This window comes from Stenotrophomonas sp. TWI377 (assembly GCF_039674525.1).
Lineage (GTDB): Bacteria > Pseudomonadota > Gammaproteobacteria > Xanthomonadales > Xanthomonadaceae > Stenotrophomonas.
Genome location: NZ_JBDJNT010000003.1, coordinates 130,595 through 147,282, shown reverse-complemented (window position 1 = coordinate 147,282; position 16,688 = coordinate 130,595). Strand labels below are relative to the sequence as shown.

Genomic DNA, 16,688 nt, shown 5'->3' with positions numbered 1-16,688 from the left:
ACAGCATGACCCTGCGCCTTTTCCCCGTGTCTTTCCTTGTCGCCCTGCTGGTGGGCTGCACCACCGTGCCCGCGCCGGAGGTGCGCCGCGATGCGGTCCTCGACAGCCACCAGGTGGTCGCCGGTGATGGATCCCACGCAGGCGTCGATGCCGAGCCACTGGGAACCAGCAGTGCACCGCAGGCGGTGATCCGCCGCGGCACCGGCACGATGATCAACCGCAGCGCCGCCGCGGCGCCGCAGCCGTCGCTGGGCAATGCCTCTACCGGCAATGCGACCTTCAACTTCGAAGGCGAATCGGTGCACGCCGTGGTCAAGGCGATCCTCGGCGACTTCCTCGGCCAGAACTATGTGATCGCGCCGGGCGTGCAGGGCACCGTGACCCTGGCCACGCCCAAGCCGGTCTCCTCGGCGCAGGCCTTGAACCTGCTGGAAATGGTGCTGGGCTGGAACAACGCACGCATGGTCTACAGCGCAGGCCGCTACAACATCGTGGCCGCCGACCAGGCGCTGGCGGGCACCGTATCCCCCAGCACCGCCTCGCCGGCCAATGCGCGTGGCTTCGAAGTGCGCGTGGTGCCACTGCAGTACATCTCCGCCACCGAGATGAAGAAAGTGCTGGAGCCGTACGCGCGCCCGAACGCGATCGTCAACGTCGACAACGGCCGCAACGTGATCACCCTCGGCGGTACCCGCAGCGAACTGGAGAACTACCTGCGCACGGTCGAGATTTTTGACGTGGACTGGCTCTCGGGCATGTCCGTGGGCGTGTTCCCGATCCAGTCCGGCAAGGCCGAGCAGGTCGCCGCCGATCTGGAGAAGGTGTTCGGCGAGGAAAGTAAAACTCCCAGCGCCGGCATGTTCCGCTTCCTGCCGCTGGAGAATGCCAACGCGGTGCTGGTGATCACCCCGCAGGCGCGCTATCTCGACCAGATCCAGCAGTGGCTGGACCGCATCGATACCGCCGGTGGCAGCGCGCGGCTGTTCTCCTATGAGCTGCGCTACGTCAAGGCCAAGGACCTGGCCGAGCGTCTGGCCGAGGCCTTCGCCAATGAGAACGGCCGCGGCGGCCGCGGCAGCAGTTCGCTGGCGCCGGGCGCGTCGCCGATGGACATCGGCAGCCGCGATGGCAACAGCAACAGCAATTTCTCCAACACCGGCAGCAGCAACGGCAGCAGCCGCGGTGGGCTGGGCGAGGGCACGATGAGCCTGCCGCAGCGCCAGTCCGGCAACGCCAGCTTCAGCCTGGAGGTGCAGGGCGATACGGTCGGTGTCTCGGCAGTGGAGGAAACCAACACGTTGCTGGTGCGCTCCACCCCGCAGGCGTGGCGCTCGATCCGCGAGGTGATCGAAAAGCTCGACGTGATGCCGATGCAGGTCCACATCGAAGCGCAGGTGGCCGAGGTCGCGCTGACCGGCGATCTCAGCTACGGCGTGAACTGGTTCTTCGAGCAGGCCGTGGCCACCGGCAAGACCGAGAGCGGCATCGACCTGCCCAGCGCGCTTGGCCGTTCGATCTGGGGCAGCATTTCCGGCTCGGTCGGCAGTGACGGGGTCGGCTGGACCTTCCTCGGCAAGAACGCCGCCGCGGTGGTCAGCGCGCTGGACAAGGTCAGCAACCTGCGTCTGCTGCAGACCCCGTCGCTGTTCGTGCGCAACAACGCCGAAGCCACCCTCAACGTGGGCACCCAGATCCCGATCAACTCGGTGTCGGTCAATACCGGCGTGGGCGGCGACAACACCTACAGCCAGGTCCAGTACCTGGATACCGGCGTGATCCTCAAAGTGCGCCCGCGCATCACCCGCGATGGCGTGGTGTTCCTGGACATCGTGCAGGAGGTCAGTTCGGCCGGCGCGATCCCGAGCGGCTGCGACCCCACCCGCACCACCTGCAACCCGCCGATCAATACCCGCAAGATTTCCACCGAAGCGGCGGTGCAGAGCGGTGACACCATCATGCTCGCCGGCCTGATCACCGATTCCGGCGAAGACGGCTCCAGTGGCGTTCCGGGCCTGAGCAAGCTGCCGGTGATCGGTGCGCTGTTTGGCCGGAAGACGTTGAAGTCCGAACGCTCCGAAGTGATCGTGCTGCTGACCCCGACCATCGTGCGCAACGCACAGGAGTCGCGGAACCTGACCGACGAGTACAGCAGCCGCTTCCGTGCGATGGAGCCGTTTCCCGAGCGCAAGGGCAAGCGCTGAGCGATGCCAGGCCCCTGCTGTCACCGCAGGGGCCGATCTTGTTACGCTGGCCGCGCCCAAGGGAGCCTGCGATGACACAGCGACACGGCGAAGACGGCAGCACGCAGAGGTCGGCATGAGCACGGTCATCCTGTTGCCGATCGGGGTCGACGATGCCGCGCTGGACCGCTGCCTGGCCGCGCTCGATGCCGGCACCGCGCCCGGTACCGCGATCTGGTTGGCCGACGATGGCCAGGCCGGCCCGCGCGCCCAGGCCGTGATCGAACACTGGTTGGCACAGACGCCGCTGCAGGCCGAGTACACCCGCCGTGCCCGGGCGATCGGCGAAGTCGCCCATCTGGATGAAATGCTCGCCGCGTGTACCGGCGCCGACGTGGTGGTGCTCGCCCCGGATGCGATCCCGGCACCGGGCTGGCTGCAGCAGCTGGAGGCCTGCCTGGCCCGCGATGCCTCGATCGGCTCGGCCACGCCGTGGTGCAATGCCGGTGAGACGGCCGCCTGGCCGCGCCTGGGCGAGATCAATCCGCTGCCGGACGATCTGGACCTGGCGCCGTTGGCCCAGGCCTGCGCGGCGATGCCGCCACTGCATCCCGAGTTGCCTTCGGCGGTGACCCACGCTGTGTTGTTGCGCGGCAATGCCCGGCGCAAGGCCGGCGAGCTGGACATGCACAGCTACGCGTCGTGGAACGCGGCGCTGATCGACCTCAGCCTGCGCATGGCCGGGCTCGGCTGGCGCAACGCGCTGTGCGAGACCGCCTTCGTCGCCCGCGTGGCCGAAGGCGTGACCGGCGAGGGCGACATGGAGGCGTTGGCGACGCGCTGGCCGGCCTGGCCGCCGCGGCTGGCCGGCTTTCTGATGGCTGATCCGTTGCAGCAGGCACGCCACGACCTGCAGCAACACCACCGGCAGGCGATAATGCCCAAGGCGCAGGGCGATCTGTTCGCGCCGCCTGTCATTGCCGCCCCGGAGCCGCCCGTTTGAGCCCTGCCATCGCCGCCATCATCGTCAGCTACCAGAGCGCCAGCACGCTGGACGCCTGCCTGCTGCGCCTGCGCGAGGCGCGCGACATCGCTGAAATCCGCGTGGTCGACAACGATTCCACCGACGGCACCCTGGAGATCGTGCAGCGCCATGCCAGCGCCGATCCGCGGGTGCGCTTCATCGCCAATCCGGACAACCCCGGATTTGCGGCGGCCAACAACCAGGGCGTGGCCGACAGCCAGGCACCCTGGCTGGCCTTCATCAACCCGGACCTGATGGTCGGTCCCGATACCCTGGCCCTGCTGCGCGAACGCGCGCTGCCGCTGGGTGACTGCCTGCTGGGCGTGGAACAGGTCGACGAAGACGGCCGCCCGGACGATGCGGTGCGCCGCCGAGACCCGGATTTCGCCGCGATGCTGCGCAACCCCGGGCAGGGCGGCAAGCTGGCGATCCCGGTTGACCGCAGCCAGCCGCTGCAGGTCGTGCCGGCCCTGTCCGGCGCCCTGCTGTTGATGCCGCGCGCGCTGTTCGACCGGATCGGCGGCTGGGATGCGGGCTATCGCCTGCACGCCGAGGATCTGGACCTGTGCCGGCGCGCACGCGAGGCCGGCGCGGTGATCGCGATCGCCAACGACCTGCAGGTCACCCATGTACGCGGTGTCTCCAGCCGCTCACGGCCGTTCTTCGTGGAATGGCACAAGCACCGGGGGCTGTGGCGCTACTTCCGGAAATTCGAGGCGCCGCAACGCGCCTGGCCGGTGCGCTGTGCCGTGTGGGGCGCGATCTGGGCGCATGCGCTGGCGCAGGTGCCGCGTCTGCTCCGCCGCCGGTAGAGGCTCGCGCACTCGCTTCGGCACCGGGGCGATACCTGCCGTGAACGCATTCCACGCTGCGGGCACCGGCCGTTGGTCGTACCCGGTGGCGGGCGCATAATCCCCAGCATGATCATCCAGTCCCTGCTCGACACCGACCTGTACAAATTCACCATGATGCAGGCGGTGCTGCATCAGTACCCCGGCGCGCAGGTGCAGTACCGGTTCAAGTGCCGGACCCCGGGCATCGACCTGGCGCAGTTCATCGACCAGATCAACGCCGAGATCGACCACCTGTGCAGCTTGCGATTCAGTGCCGAAGAGCTGGACTACGTGCGCGGCCTGCGCTTCGTCAAACCGGATTTCGCCGATTTCCTCGGCCTGTTCCACCTGGACCGCAAGTACATCGCGCTGCGCCCCTCGACCACCGTACCCGGTGAGATCGATCTGGACATCACCGGGCCGTGGCTGCACACCATCCTGTTCGAAGTTCCGCTGCTGGCGATCATCAACGAGGTCTGGTTCCGCAACACCACCGACTCGGATTTCAGCGAGGGCGAGCGCCGCCTGCAGGCCAAGACCGCGCTGCTGCGCGATACCCCCGGCTTCGAGCTGTGCCGGATCGCCGACTACGGCAGCCGCCGCCGTTACTCGCGCGAGTGGCACGGGCGGATGCTGCCCATGCTGCGCGACGCGCTCGGCGCGCAGTTCGTGGGCACCAGCAACGTGCATTTCGCCCGGCTGTACGGCATGACCCCGCACGGCACGATGGCCCATGAGTACCTGCAGGCGTTCCAGGCGCTCGGCCCGCGCCTGCGCGATTCGCAGGTGGCGGCGCTGGAATCCTGGGCGCGCGAGTACCGCGGCGACCTGGGCATCGCGCTGTCGGACGTCGTCGGGCTGGACGCCTTCCTGCGCGACTTCGACATGTACTTCTGCAAGCTGTTCGACGGCGTCCGCCATGATTCCGGCGACCCCTTCACCTGGGGCGACCGCATGCTGGCCCACTTTGAGAGCCGCCGGGTGGACCCACGCAGCAAGGTGCTGGTTTTCAGCGACGGGTTGAACATCGAAAAGGTGATGCAGCTGTTCGATTACTTCCGCGGCCGCTGCCAGGTGGCCTTCGGGGTCGGCACACACCTGACCAATGACCTGGGCCCGACCCCGCTCAACATCGTCATCAAGATGGTCCGCTGCAACGGCCAGCCGGTCGCCAAGCTGAGCGATTCTCCCGGCAAGAGCATGTGTGATGACCCGGGGTATCTGGCGTATCTGCGCCAGGTGTTCGAGTTGCCGGCCGAGGGTTGAGCGTTGCGGCCGGGCGGTGGATACGCCGCGGCGTCACACTTTTTCGCCCGCCCTGCCGGGGAGGGGCGACGCCACGGGGTGCCGTCACGGCCGCCCGGGACCTCGGGCATTCCACGTTTCCGTTCAGCCCACTGGCCGCGGGTGACGCGGCGCGTCAGGAAGCGACGCAGCGCGCTCGCTATGCAGGAAAGCCAGATGTGCCACAATATTGTGAGGCGTAGTTCACACTTTTGACCGACATCGATGCCGGTAATTGCCCGTATACCGCCTCTGCATCGTGGTTCGTCTAGGCTTTCCAGATGAATTCATCAGCATTGCTTGATTACTACCGTGCCCATTCGTGCTCTCCTCAGTGGCGCGGCTTCCTGCTTGCGCTCTGCGAAGAGTTCGACAGTGCGTTGCCCGATGCCGAGCTGTCCCGGCTGATGGCGCGTATCGGTGAGCGCTTCGGCCGTGACCATGCGCTGCCGGCGGTGGCGACGCTGGAGGAACTGCAGCATGCGGCCAACGCCGTGTGGTCGTCGACGGAGTGGGGGCTGGTCGTATTCGAGGAAGCGCCCGAACAGGTGCGCATCCATCACGCCGCCTCGCCGTTGTCGGCGGTGCTCGGCGCCCGCGCCGGGTGGGACACCGGGTTTCTCGAAGGTGTGTACCGGCAGTGGTTCCGCGCCGCCGGGATGATGTCGGTGCTGGATGTGCGCTATCTGCAGAGCGATCATCCTGATGTAGCCACGTACACGCTGTCGCGTGTGTTCTGAATCCCTCCCCCTTTCGATGGTGCCATGAGCAAGCTTCAGCAACCTGCCGATTCAGAGAGCCACGACGACGTGGCCGGTCTCTTCAACCGTCTGGGGGACCGCGATGACACGCGTGCTTACCGGGATTTCTCTCATAGCCAGTCCCGCGTCAGCGCGGTGGCCAAGCCGCGCGACGAGGCGCCGCCGCCGATTCCGGCCGTGGTCCTGCCGCCGGTGGCCAGTGCCGCAGCGGTGATCGCGCCGGCCCAGGCTGCACCGGTGGAGACACCGGCCAGTGCCGCACCGGCACAGAAAACACCGTTGGAACAGGTGTTCCAGCGCCTGGCGGGCGCGCGCAGCGCGACGCCGGGGCACAGCCCGTTGAGCCGGTTGCGCCAGGGTTGAAACGTAGCCGGTGATCGTCCGTCACGCCCTTTCGGGGCGGGGCGACGGGCCGGCTGATGCAAGGGGATGCCGCTGCCTGCGGCCGTGTTGGGGAACATCATGAGCAAGTCTTCCACCCCGAGAGGGGATGCCGTTCTGGCCCGTCTGGCGCTGCTTGCGCTGGCGGTCGGCGGCGCCATGCTGCTGGCCTTCGTGGTCACCGTTCCGATGGAGATCGGCCAGCAGTTCCTGTTCTCGGCGGTGGTGTTCCTGATCGCCCTGTGCCTGCGCAACCGCGAGAACCGGTTGATCCCGCTGATACTGATGGGCCTGTCGCTGGTGATGTCCACGCGCTACATGTACTGGCGTCTGACCGACACCATGGGCATGAGCAGCTTCGTCGATCTGACCCTGGGTCTGGGCCTGGTCGCCGCCGAGGTCTACTCGTTCATCGTGCTGGTGCTGGGCTACTTCCAGGTGGCGTGGCCGCTGCACCGCAAGCCGATGCCGCTGCCCGAAGATCAGTCGCTGTGGCCCAGCGTGGATGTGTTCATCCCCACCTACAACGAACCGCTCTCGGTGGTGCGCACCACGGTGCTGGCGGCGACGGTACTGGACTGGCCGGCCGACAAGCTCAACATCTACCTGCTCGATGACGGCCGCCGTGAGGAATTCCGTGAATTCTGCGACGAGGTCGGGGTGCAGTACATCACCCGGACCAACAACAGCCACGCCAAGGCCGGCAACATCAATGCGGCGCTGAAGAAGACCACCGGCGAATACGTGGCCATCTTCGACTGCGACCACATGCCGACCCGCTCGTTCCTGCAGATGTCGATGGGCTGGTTCCTGCACGACGAAAAGATGGCGGTGGTGCAGACCCCGCACTATTTCTTCTCTGCCGATCCGTTCGAACGCAACCTGGGCAACTTCGGCCGCGTGCCCAACGAAGGCGAGCTGTTCTACGGCCTGCTGCAGGATGGCAACGACCAGTGGAACGCGACCTTCTTCTGCGGCTCCTGCGCGGTGATCAAGCGCGGCCCGCTGGAGGAAGTCGGCGGGGTGGCGATCGAGACCGTCACCGAGGATGCGCACACCGCCATCCGCCTGCACCGCGCCGGTTACCGCAGCGCCTACATCCCGGTGCCGCAGGCCGCTGGCCTGGCCACCGAAAGCCTCTCGGCGCACGTCGGCCAGCGCATCCGCTGGGCCCGTGGCATGGCGCAGATCCTGCGGGTGGACAACCCGATGTTCGGCAAGGGCCTGAGCTTCGTGCAGCGGCTCTGCTACACCAACGCGATGCTGCACTTCTTCTATGGCCTGCCACGGATCATCTTCCTGACCGCGCCGCTGGCCTTCCTGTTCTTCGGCGCCCATGTCATCCACGCCTCGGCGCTGATGATCCTGGCCTACGCGCTGCCGCACATCGTGATGGCCAACCTGACCAACCTGCGTGTGCAGGGCAAGCATCGCCATCTGCTGTGGAACGAGGTGTACGAGACCACGCTGGCCTGGTACATCCTGCGCCCGACCCTGATGGCGGTGATCAACCCCAAGCTGGGCAAGTTCAACGTCACCGCCAAGGGCGGCCTGGTCCAGCGCAGCTACTTCGATGCGCAGATCGCCCGCCCGTACCTGTTGCTGCTGCTGTTGAACCTGGCCGGCGTGATCGCCGGCATCGTGCGGATGGTGATGGCCGAGACCAGCGGCGAGGTCAATACGATCTGGTTGAACCTGGGCTGGACCGTCTACAACATGATCATGCTTGGCGCGGTCATCGCCACCTCCAGCGAACAGCGCCAGATCCGCCGCGCGCACCGCGTGCCGCTGAACATGCGCGCCGTGCTGCATCTGCCTGATGGCCAGGCGCTGCCGTGCCGCACGCTGAACTTCTCCACCGGTGGCATGGCGATCCGCCTGGACCAGGTGCAGCCGGTACAGCCGGGCACCCGCGTCGAGGTCGAGCTGGCCCATCGCCAGCGCAGCCAGCGGTTGCCGGCCGAAGTGCGGCATGACCGCGACGACCAGGGCATCAGCATCCAGTTCGGTGAGCTCACCCTGGAACAGGAGCGCTGGCTGGTCACCTCCACCTTCGCCCGCGCCGATATCTGGGTAAAGCTGTGGGGTCGCCATGACCGCGATACCTTCCTGCGTTCCACCACCGACGTCCTCAAGGCCAGCATGCGCGGCTTCCACCGCCTGGGAAGTTTCGTTCTTGCGGGAGGCCGCAAGGATGGCCCCACCCCGCCGCGCACCGGAGATTCCGCATGACCCGTCGTGACCGTTCCCTGTTCCGCCCGGTGCGCGTGCCGCGTCCGTCCGCCGCAGCGGTGGCGTTCACCCTGACCCTGCTGTGTGGCGCGGTCTACGCGCAGGATCCTGCGGTACCCGCAACGGCCACGCCCGTCGCTGCACCCGCCGATGCCGCCCCGGCAGTGCCGGTGCCGCCTGCCGCGCCAGCGGCTGGTTCGCGGCAGAGCCGCGCCACGCTCAAGCAGCTCGGCATCGATTACGAGATCACCCTGCGCGGCATCCAGGGCACCGCTGGCGTGCCGTTCTCGATCCGCAACGATCAGGTCGTCGATCGCGCCTCGCTGCACCTCAAGTACAGCTATTCCCCGGCGCTGCTGCCCGACCTGTCGCACCTGAAGGTGACCGTCAATGACGTCACCGTGGCGACCCTGCCGACGCCGGTCGACCAGGCCGGGCGGATGATCGAGCGCGATATCGATATCGATCCGCGCATGATCATCGACTACAACCGGATCAACCTGCAGTTGATCGGCCACTACACGCGCGAGTGCGAGGATCCCGACCACACCAGCCTGTGGGCCAATATCGACCGCGCCAGCTACCTGGAGCTGGGCTGGGCGCCGCTGCAGCTGACCAATGACCTGTCGCTGCTGCCGGTGCCGTTCTTCGATGCGCGCGATACCAACCGGCTGGAGCTGCCGTTCGTGTTCACCGGGCAGCCGGGGCAGGGCCTGCTGCAGTCGGCCGGTATCGTCTCCTCCTGGTTTGGCGCGCTGGCCGGCTACCGCGGCGCGTTGTTCCCCGCTTCGATCGATACCGTCCCGCTGGAGGGCAACGCGGTGGTCGTGGCGACCCCGCGCAACCCGCCCGCCGGCCTGGTCCTGCCCGACATCAGTGGGCCGACCCTGGCTGTGATCGCCAACCCCAACGATGCCAACGGCAAGCTGCTGCTGGTGCTCGGCCGCGACGATGGCGAACTGCGCATCGCCGCCACCGCATTGACCCTGGGCGCGCCGCTGTCCGGCCCGACCGCGAGCATTGGCGACTTCAAGGAGATCGCGCCGCGCAAGCCGTACGATGCACCGAACTGGATCCCGAGTGACCGCCCGGTACGCGTTTCCGAGCTGGTCCAGCAGACCAGCGAGTTGAACGTCGTCGGCTACCATCCGGACCTGATCCGGATCGGCCTGCAGTTGCCGCCGGATCTGTTCGTGTGGCGTCGCGACGGCATTCCGTTGGACCTGCGCTACCGCTACACGCTGCCCGAAGGCGCGGACAAGTCCGCGCTGAACATCAGCATCAACGATGCCTTCGTCACCACGCTGCCGTTGAACGGTCGCCCGGCACCGCGCTCGGTGTCGGACATGCTGTGGAACAAGCTCAAGGCGCCGGGCGCGATGCCGATCCAGCAGAAGGTGATGCTGCCGACCGGACCGTTCTCGTCCAACAGCCAGCTGCGCTTCCACTTCTTCTTCGATCGCCCGCAGGCGGCCGAGTGCAAGAACACCTTCCCGGATGTTTCCGCGGCGATCGATGGGGATACCAGCATCGATCTGAGCGGCTTCGACCACTACATGGCGATGCCCAACCTGGCCGCCTTCGGCAATGCCGGCTATCCGTTCACGCGGCTGGCCGACCTCTCCGAGACCGTGCTGGTGCTGCCGGACAACCCCAATGCCGATGACGTCGGCAACGTGTTGACCCTGCTTGGCCGCATGGGTGCCTCGACCGGTTACCCGGCGCTGCGCAACCGCATCATCGCCGCGCGCCAGGTCGGCGAGCATGCCGACCAGGATCTGGTGGTGCTCGGTTCGCGCCGCAGCCAGCCGCTGTTCGGCGAATGGGCCGCGCACCTGCCGATCGGCGAGGCGGGGCAGTCGCGCCGCGTGCAGCTCTCGGACTGGGTGTTCGAACGCATGCCCTCGTTCCTGTCGCCGGATGCCCGCCGCACCGATCTGCCGACCACCGCCGAAGTCTCGGTGCGTCCGGATGCGGGCGACGTCGTGCTGATGGGCTTCGAATCGCCGTTGCGCAAGGGCCGCAGCGTGGTGGCGGTGATGGCCGACGACCCCGCCCAGGTCAACCGCCTGTTCGAAGCGTGGTTCGATCCGGACCGCCTGCGTGATTTCCAGGGCAGCGTGGTGCTGCTGCAGAAAGACAAGGTGCGCAGCCTGGCCGGTAACCAGAGTTACTACGTCGGCCACCTGCCGCCGCTGACCTGGCTGCGTTGGTACTTCTCGCAGAGCCCGCTGCTGCTGGCCGCCTTCGTGGGCCTGGGCTGCCTGTTGCTGGCGCTGATCGCGCGCTGGCTGCTCAAGCGCAACGCCAAGGCACGTATCGGGATGTCCGGCTGAGCATGCGCGACACGTCCGACCCCGCGCCGGCGCCGCCGCGCCGTCGCTTCCTGCAGGCGCTGGCGGCCGCCGGTGTTGCCGCCGCGCTGCCGCTCGATGCCCTCGCGCAGGCCTGTGGTACGCCGTGGCGTGAGTGGCGGGCGTTCGTCGATCGGCATATCGAGGCCGATGGCCGCGTGGTCGACCATCTCAATACCGATCTGCGCAGTACGTCCGAATCGCAGTCCTACGGACTGTTCTTCGCACTGGTGGACAACGATCCGATCCTGTTCGATCGGATCCTGGCCTGGACCCGCCGCCACCTCTGCCGAGGCCGCGCGGATCTCAATCTGCCGGCATGGCTGTGGGGCCGGGCCGCTGATGGCCAGTTCCGCGTGCTCGACAACAACACCGCCTCCGATGGTGAGGTGTGGATCGCCTACGCGTTGCTTGAAGCCGGCCGCTTGTGGAAGCGCCCCGGCCTGGTCGAGGCCGGCCGGCAGACGCTGGCGCTGATGCGCACGGCCGAAGTCGTCGAGTTGCCGGGCTTCGGGCCGATGCTGCTGCCGGGCAACCGCGGCTTCGTGCAGGCCGACCGCTGGACGCTCAACCCCAGTTACCTGCCGCTGTTCGTCCTGCGCCGCTTCGCCGCCGTCGATGCACGCGGTCCGTGGGCGCGGCTGGCCGAGCGCAGCGTGGCGATGGTGCGCGCCAGTGCACCGGTCGGCTTCGCGCCGGACTGGATCGCCTGGAACGGCAAGGCCTTCGTGGTCGACCCGGCCAAGGGCGCGACCGGCAGCTACGATGCCATCCGCTGCTATCTCTGGGCGGGCATGACCGACCCGGCCGATCCGCTGCGACGCACCCTGCTCGATGGCCTGTCCGGCCCGGTATCGCTGCTGCGCGCGCAGGCCGGCTTCGCCGAGAAAATCGAGACGCGTCGTGGCGTTGGCACCGGCGCACCGTCGCCGGGCTTTGCCGCAGCGCTGCTGCCGTATCTCAGTGCCCTCGGCCAGCCCGCGCTGGCCAAGGTGCAGCTGGCGCGGATTCCCGCGGCCGGCACCCTCAACTATTACGATCGTGCCCTGGTGCTGTTCGGCAAGGGCTGGATGGATCGCCGCTACCGTTTTTCTGCCGATGGGCGACTGCTGCCCGCGTGGAGTTCGCCATGTTCCGCAAGACCCTGACACCCCTTTGCCTGGTCGGCCTGTGCGTGTTGACCGTGCCGGCCTTTGCGCAGAACGCGTCATCGACGCAGCAACTGGTCAGCCAGGGCAACTACTGGCAGGACCAGGGCCGCGAGGACCTGGCGGCCGATGCGTGGCGCAAGCTGCTGGCGACCGATCCCAACCAGGCCGATGCGCTGCTCGGCCTGGGCCTGATCGACCTCAACCAGGGCCGCCGTGCCGAAGCGCAGAAGCGTCTGCAGCAGCTGCAGGCACGTCATCCCTCCTCGGCGCAGACCACGCGCCTGCGCATGGCGCTCGGCGGCGGTGGAGGTGGCAACCAGCTGCAGACCGCCCGTCGCGCGGCGGCAGCCGGTCGCTATGTCGAAGCGGTGCGCGCCTATGACGAAGCGTTCGGTGCCGGCGGCCCGCCCAATGATCTGGCGCTGGAGTACTACCAGGTGCTCGCCGGTACGCCCGAAGGCTGGACGCGTGCCCGCGACGGCCTGCGCCGTATCGCCACCGGCAACAACAACCCGGCCAAGCTCGCGCTGGCCCAGGTGCTGACCTATCGCGAGCCGACCCGGCGCGAAGGTATCGCCCAGCTGCGCGCACTGAGCCAGGCCAACGATACCGCCGGTCCTGCGCGCGCGGCCTGGCGCCAGGCGTTGCTGTGGCTCAACGCCACCAACGCCGATGCGCCGCTGTACCAGGCCTTCCTGGAGGTGGTGCCGAACGATCGCGAGGTGGCCGCCAAGCAGGCGCAGCTGCGTGAGCAGGCCATCGCCAACCGTCCCGCGCCGCAGGACCCGAACCAGCGCCTGCTCGGCGAGGGCTTCCGCGCGTTGGACAGCAACAACCTGCCCCAGGCCGAAGCCCGCTTCGCGCAGGTGCTGCGCGCGCGGCCGCGTGATGCCGAGGCGCTCGGCGGGCTGGGCTCGGTGCGCCTGCGCCAGGAGCGCTTTGGTGAAGCCAATGAACTGCTGCGCCCGGCCGCCGCGATCAACGGCAAGTGGCGCAGTGCCGCCGATGCCGCGCGCTACTGGCTGACCCTGCAGGAGGTGCGTCGCCAGCCCAGCGGCGATGCCATCACCCGCGTGCAGCAGGTCATCGCGCTGCAGCCCAAGGAGCCCGCCGGCTACGTCGCGCTGGCCGACCTGCAGAGCGGCAGTGATCCGGTCGCGGCCGAACGCAGCTACCGCAAGGCACTGGAACTGGAGGCCGGCAACGCCGGTGCGCTGCAGGGCCTGGTCGGTCTGCTGGGTCGCCTGGGCCGCGCCGATGAAGCGGCCGCGTTGTTCGACCGGCTGACCCCGGCCCAGCAGGAAAGCGCCGGTGGCCAGTCCGTCCTGCGTGCCAACCTGGCCCGCGCCCGCGCACAGCAGGCGCTGGCCGAGGGCAGTATCGAGATGGCGCAGATCGAATTGGAAGATGCGCTGCTGGTACAGCCGCGCGATCCGTGGCTGCGGCTGGAACTGGCGCGCCTGTACAAGCGTGCCGGCCGCCCCGACCAGGCCAACGGCGTGATCGAGGGGCTGCGCGCGCTGGATGACAGCTCGGCGACCTCGTTGTATGCCCAGGCGCTGTTCGCCCAGGAAAACAGTGACTGGCCGCGCGCGTATGCGTTGCTCGAACGCATTCCCACCGCCTCGCGTGATTCGGAAATGACCGCGCTGCACGACACCGCGTGGGTGCAGGTGCAGGCCGCCCAGGCGCGCTCACTCATGCAGCGCCAGCGCAGCGGCGAAGCGCAGTTGCTGCTGGCCCGCGCCGAAGCTGCACTCGGCGACCGGGTCAAGAATCCGTCCATCGTGGCCGCGTTGGCCGGTGCCTACGCCGACATCGGCAGCCAGCAGCGCGCCCTCGTGCTCGCGCAGCGCCTGATTGAAGGCGGTTCGCCCAGCGTCGACAACCGTCTGGAATATGCCTCGGTGCTGCTGCGCGCCGGTCGCGACGGCGAAGTCGCCGCGATCCTGCGCCAGCTCGCCGACGTGCCGCTCTCGGCGAGCCAGCAGACCCGTTTGAACGATCTGCGCAGCGGCTACGTGTTGCGCCAGGTCGATGCGCTGCGCGAACTCGGCAATCTTGAAGGCGCGTACGCGGTGTTGGCCCCGGCGCTGGCCGAGCGCCCGCAGGATCCGCGCAACATCGCTGCGCTGGCACGCCTGTATGCCGCTGCGGGCGACAACGGCCAGGCCCTGGCGCTGTATCAGCAGCAGTTGCAGCTGGCCCCGGGCGATCTGGATGCGATGGTCGCCGCCGCCGGCAGTGCTGCGGCGATGCGCGACATGGATCTGGCCGAACAGTATCTGGAGCGCGCGCTGAAGCAGGCGCCGGAATCGCCGGATGTGTTGGCGGCCGCAGGCCGTGTGTACCGCGCCGCCGGCAAGAACCGCCGCGCTGAAAGCTACTTCCGCGCGTCGCTGGCGGCTGCCGCAAAGGGCAGTGGCCAGCTCGACAACGGCTACCCGCAGGCGAGCACGGCGATGCTGGCAAGCGGTGGCAGCTTCAATCCGTTCGCCGGCCTCAACCGTGGCGGTGGCACCCGTACCGCAGCGCTGCGCGATGGGGGGCTGCCATTGCCGGCGGCGACCGCCCGTCTGGCCGCCGAACCGCTGCCGATGGACGCCGGTCCGTCGATGGGCCTGAGCCTGGGCCCGGCGAGCGTCACCCCGGTGATCGATGCCGATGGTCTGCCGGAACCGGTCATGGCCACGGCCGCGGCCAGTGGCGGTGTCGGCCTGCCGTTGCCGGTGCCCGGCTCGCGCCAGGTGCCCAGCCAGGCAAGTGTGCCGCGCGCCTCGCGCAACACCGCGCTTGGCCCGCTGCCGGCGGCCACCACCGGCAACGGCGTGCTCGATGAACTGCGCGCACTCAAGGCCGAAAACAGCAGCAGCCTGGCGGTCGGTGCGGCGTACCGCACCCGCGCCGGCGAAGCCGGCATGGGCCAGCTCGATGACCTGCAGGTGCCGCTGGAAGGGCAGTTTGCGGTCGGCGATGGCAAGCTCAAGGTGGCCATCACCCCGACCGTGCTCGATGCCGGCCGCCCCGATCCGGAATACACCAGTGCCAGCCGCTTCGGCGGTGGCCCGCAGGCCGCCCTCGCGGGCGCCCTGGCCGCTGACCGCACGCCGGTGGATGATCTGGTCGGTTCGTCGCTGTACCAGACCCTGTTGACCCGTGGCGAGAGCATCGTCACCCGCAATCTCATCTACGAACGCGCACTGGACAATGGCCGCTACCAGGAGCTGTTCAACCAGACCGACAGCGCGCTGACCCAGGCCGAGCGCGTCGCCGCGACCCGCGAACTGCTGTTCGCCGATCCACTGCCCAGCTACATCCTCAGCCGCGATCTGGCCAACACACCGATCAGCGATATCGCCACGCAGGTACTGGGCAACGCCAGTCTCGTGCGCGGGTTGAGCGCGGCCGAGCAGGCCCAGCTCAAGACGCTGGCACAGGGCGGCGGTGGCTCGCAGACCCCGCAGGCATTCCAGGACACCTTGTATGCGATGGTGGCCAACGCGGCAGGCTCGCGCCGGATGAGCTCGCAGGACGCCAGCGGTGCCGGCGTCTCGGTGGGGTACGAGCGCGGTGGTTTCCGCGCCGACGTCGGCAGCACGCCGCTGGGCTTCGATGACACCCAGATCGTCGGCGGCATCGGCTACCGCGGTCAGATCGGCGATGCGCTGACCTGGTCCGGCGAAGCCTCGCGCCGCGCGGTGACCGACAGCCTGCTGTCCTTCGCCGGTGTGGAAGACGGGCGCAACGGGCTGCGCTGGGGCGGGGTGACCGCCAGCGGCGCCAAGCTCGCCGCGACCGTCGACAACGGACAGTTGGGCGGCTACGCCAGCGCGTCCTGGCACCGCCTGGAAGGCGAGAACGTGGCCGACAACGACCGCCAGGAAGTCGGCGTGGGCGTATATGTGCACGCGCTGGAAACCGACAACCAATCGCTGACCGCTGGCCTGAACCTCACGGCGATGCAGTACGACCGCAACCTGAGCGGCTTCACCTACGGCCACGGCGGCTACTTCAGCCCGCAGCGCTATGTGGATGTCGGCTTCCCGGTGCACTGGAACGGCCGTACCGCCAGCGGCCGCGTGGCGTGGCAGCTGGATACCAGCGTCGGCGTACAGCACTTCAAGGAAGACGCTGCGCCCTACTTCCCGACCGACCCGGCGATGCAGCAGGCTGCCTACGAGGCCGCCTCGATGGCCGCGCTGCTGGGCCTGACCACGGAGTATGTCGATCCGGTCTACACCGGCCAGACCAAGAGCGGTGTGTCCTACAACCTCAGCGCCGCGGCCGAATGGCAGCTGTCTTCGCAGTTGTTCCTGGGCGGGCGCATGGAGTTCAACAACGCGCGTGACTACCGGCAGTTCGGCACCAGCCTGTACCTGCGCTTCCTGCTCGACCGCCTCGGCGCCGGGCTGGGCAAGCAGCCGCAGCCGCTGCGCTCGCCGTACGCCTCGGGTGAATGATCGCCGTCATGCGCAGACGACCGGCCCG

At 68.3% G+C, this 16,688-nt stretch carries 10 protein-coding genes; all 10 read left to right on the top strand.

Features of this window, described 5'->3' with window-relative positions; all coding sequences use genetic code 11:
* Positions 1-5 precede the first annotated feature (5 nt).
* The 10 genes from gspD to ABE546_RS05205 all read left to right on the top strand — a co-directional run bounded on the left by gspD (position 6) and on the right by ABE546_RS05205 (position 16,660).
* The gene (gspD, locus tag ABE546_RS05250; RefSeq protein ID WP_313209259.1) at positions 6-2,201 is read left to right on the top strand and encodes a type II secretion system secretin GspD; all 2,196 of its coding nucleotides are present in this window, start codon (positions 6-8) and stop codon (positions 2,199-2,201) included.
* A 115-nt stretch (positions 2,202-2,316) separates the two neighbouring features.
* Positions 2,317-3,183 carry a glycosyltransferase gene (locus tag ABE546_RS05245; RefSeq protein WP_346462882.1) on the top strand — a complete coding sequence of 289 codons (867 nt, stop codon included), beginning with the start codon at positions 2,317-2,319 and terminating at the stop codon, positions 3,181-3,183.
* Positions 3,180-4,016, top strand: coding sequence for a glycosyltransferase family 2 protein (locus tag ABE546_RS05240; protein ID WP_313209263.1), 837 nt, complete (start codon positions 3,180-3,182; stop codon positions 4,014-4,016). Before ABE546_RS05245 ends, ABE546_RS05240 begins: the two co-directional genes overlap by 4 nt.
* A gap of 108 nt (positions 4,017-4,124) precedes the next feature.
* Positions 4,125-5,303 carry a nicotinate phosphoribosyltransferase gene (pncB, locus tag ABE546_RS05235; RefSeq protein WP_346462881.1) on the top strand — a complete coding sequence of 393 codons (1,179 nt, stop codon included), beginning with the start codon at positions 4,125-4,127 and terminating at the stop codon, positions 5,301-5,303.
* 299 nt (positions 5,304-5,602) lie between these two features.
* A complete protein-coding gene (bcsD, locus tag ABE546_RS05230; protein WP_313209267.1) occupies positions 5,603-6,061 on the top strand; it encodes a cellulose biosynthesis protein BcsD in 459 nt (152 codons plus the stop codon).
* A gap of 24 nt (positions 6,062-6,085) precedes the next feature.
* On the top strand, positions 6,086-6,445 hold the full coding sequence (locus tag ABE546_RS05225; protein ID WP_346462880.1) for a hypothetical protein: 360 nt from the start codon (positions 6,086-6,088) through the stop codon (positions 6,443-6,445).
* Between the two features lie 99 nt (positions 6,446-6,544).
* The gene (gene bcsA, locus ABE546_RS05220; protein ID WP_313209271.1) at positions 6,545-8,695 is read left to right on the top strand and encodes a UDP-forming cellulose synthase catalytic subunit; all 2,151 of its coding nucleotides are present in this window, start codon (positions 6,545-6,547) and stop codon (positions 8,693-8,695) included.
* Positions 8,692-11,031 (top strand): cellulose biosynthesis cyclic di-GMP-binding regulatory protein BcsB, encoded by a 2,340-nt coding sequence (gene bcsB, locus ABE546_RS05215; protein WP_313220001.1) that lies wholly within the window; start codon positions 8,692-8,694, stop codon positions 11,029-11,031. The genes bcsA and bcsB overlap by 4 nt, the downstream gene beginning before the upstream one ends.
* A gap of 2 nt (positions 11,032-11,033) precedes the next feature.
* Positions 11,034-12,197 carry a cellulose synthase complex periplasmic endoglucanase BcsZ gene (gene bcsZ / locus ABE546_RS05210; RefSeq protein ID WP_346462879.1) on the top strand — a complete coding sequence of 388 codons (1,164 nt, stop codon included), beginning with the start codon at positions 11,034-11,036 and terminating at the stop codon, positions 12,195-12,197.
* Complete coding sequence (locus ABE546_RS05205; protein WP_346462878.1) at positions 12,179-16,660, top strand: cellulose synthase subunit BcsC-related outer membrane protein; 4,482 nt, start codon at positions 12,179-12,181, stop codon at positions 16,658-16,660. The genes bcsZ and ABE546_RS05205 overlap by 19 nt, the downstream gene beginning before the upstream one ends.
* The last annotated feature ends 28 nt before the right edge of the window (positions 16,661-16,688 follow it).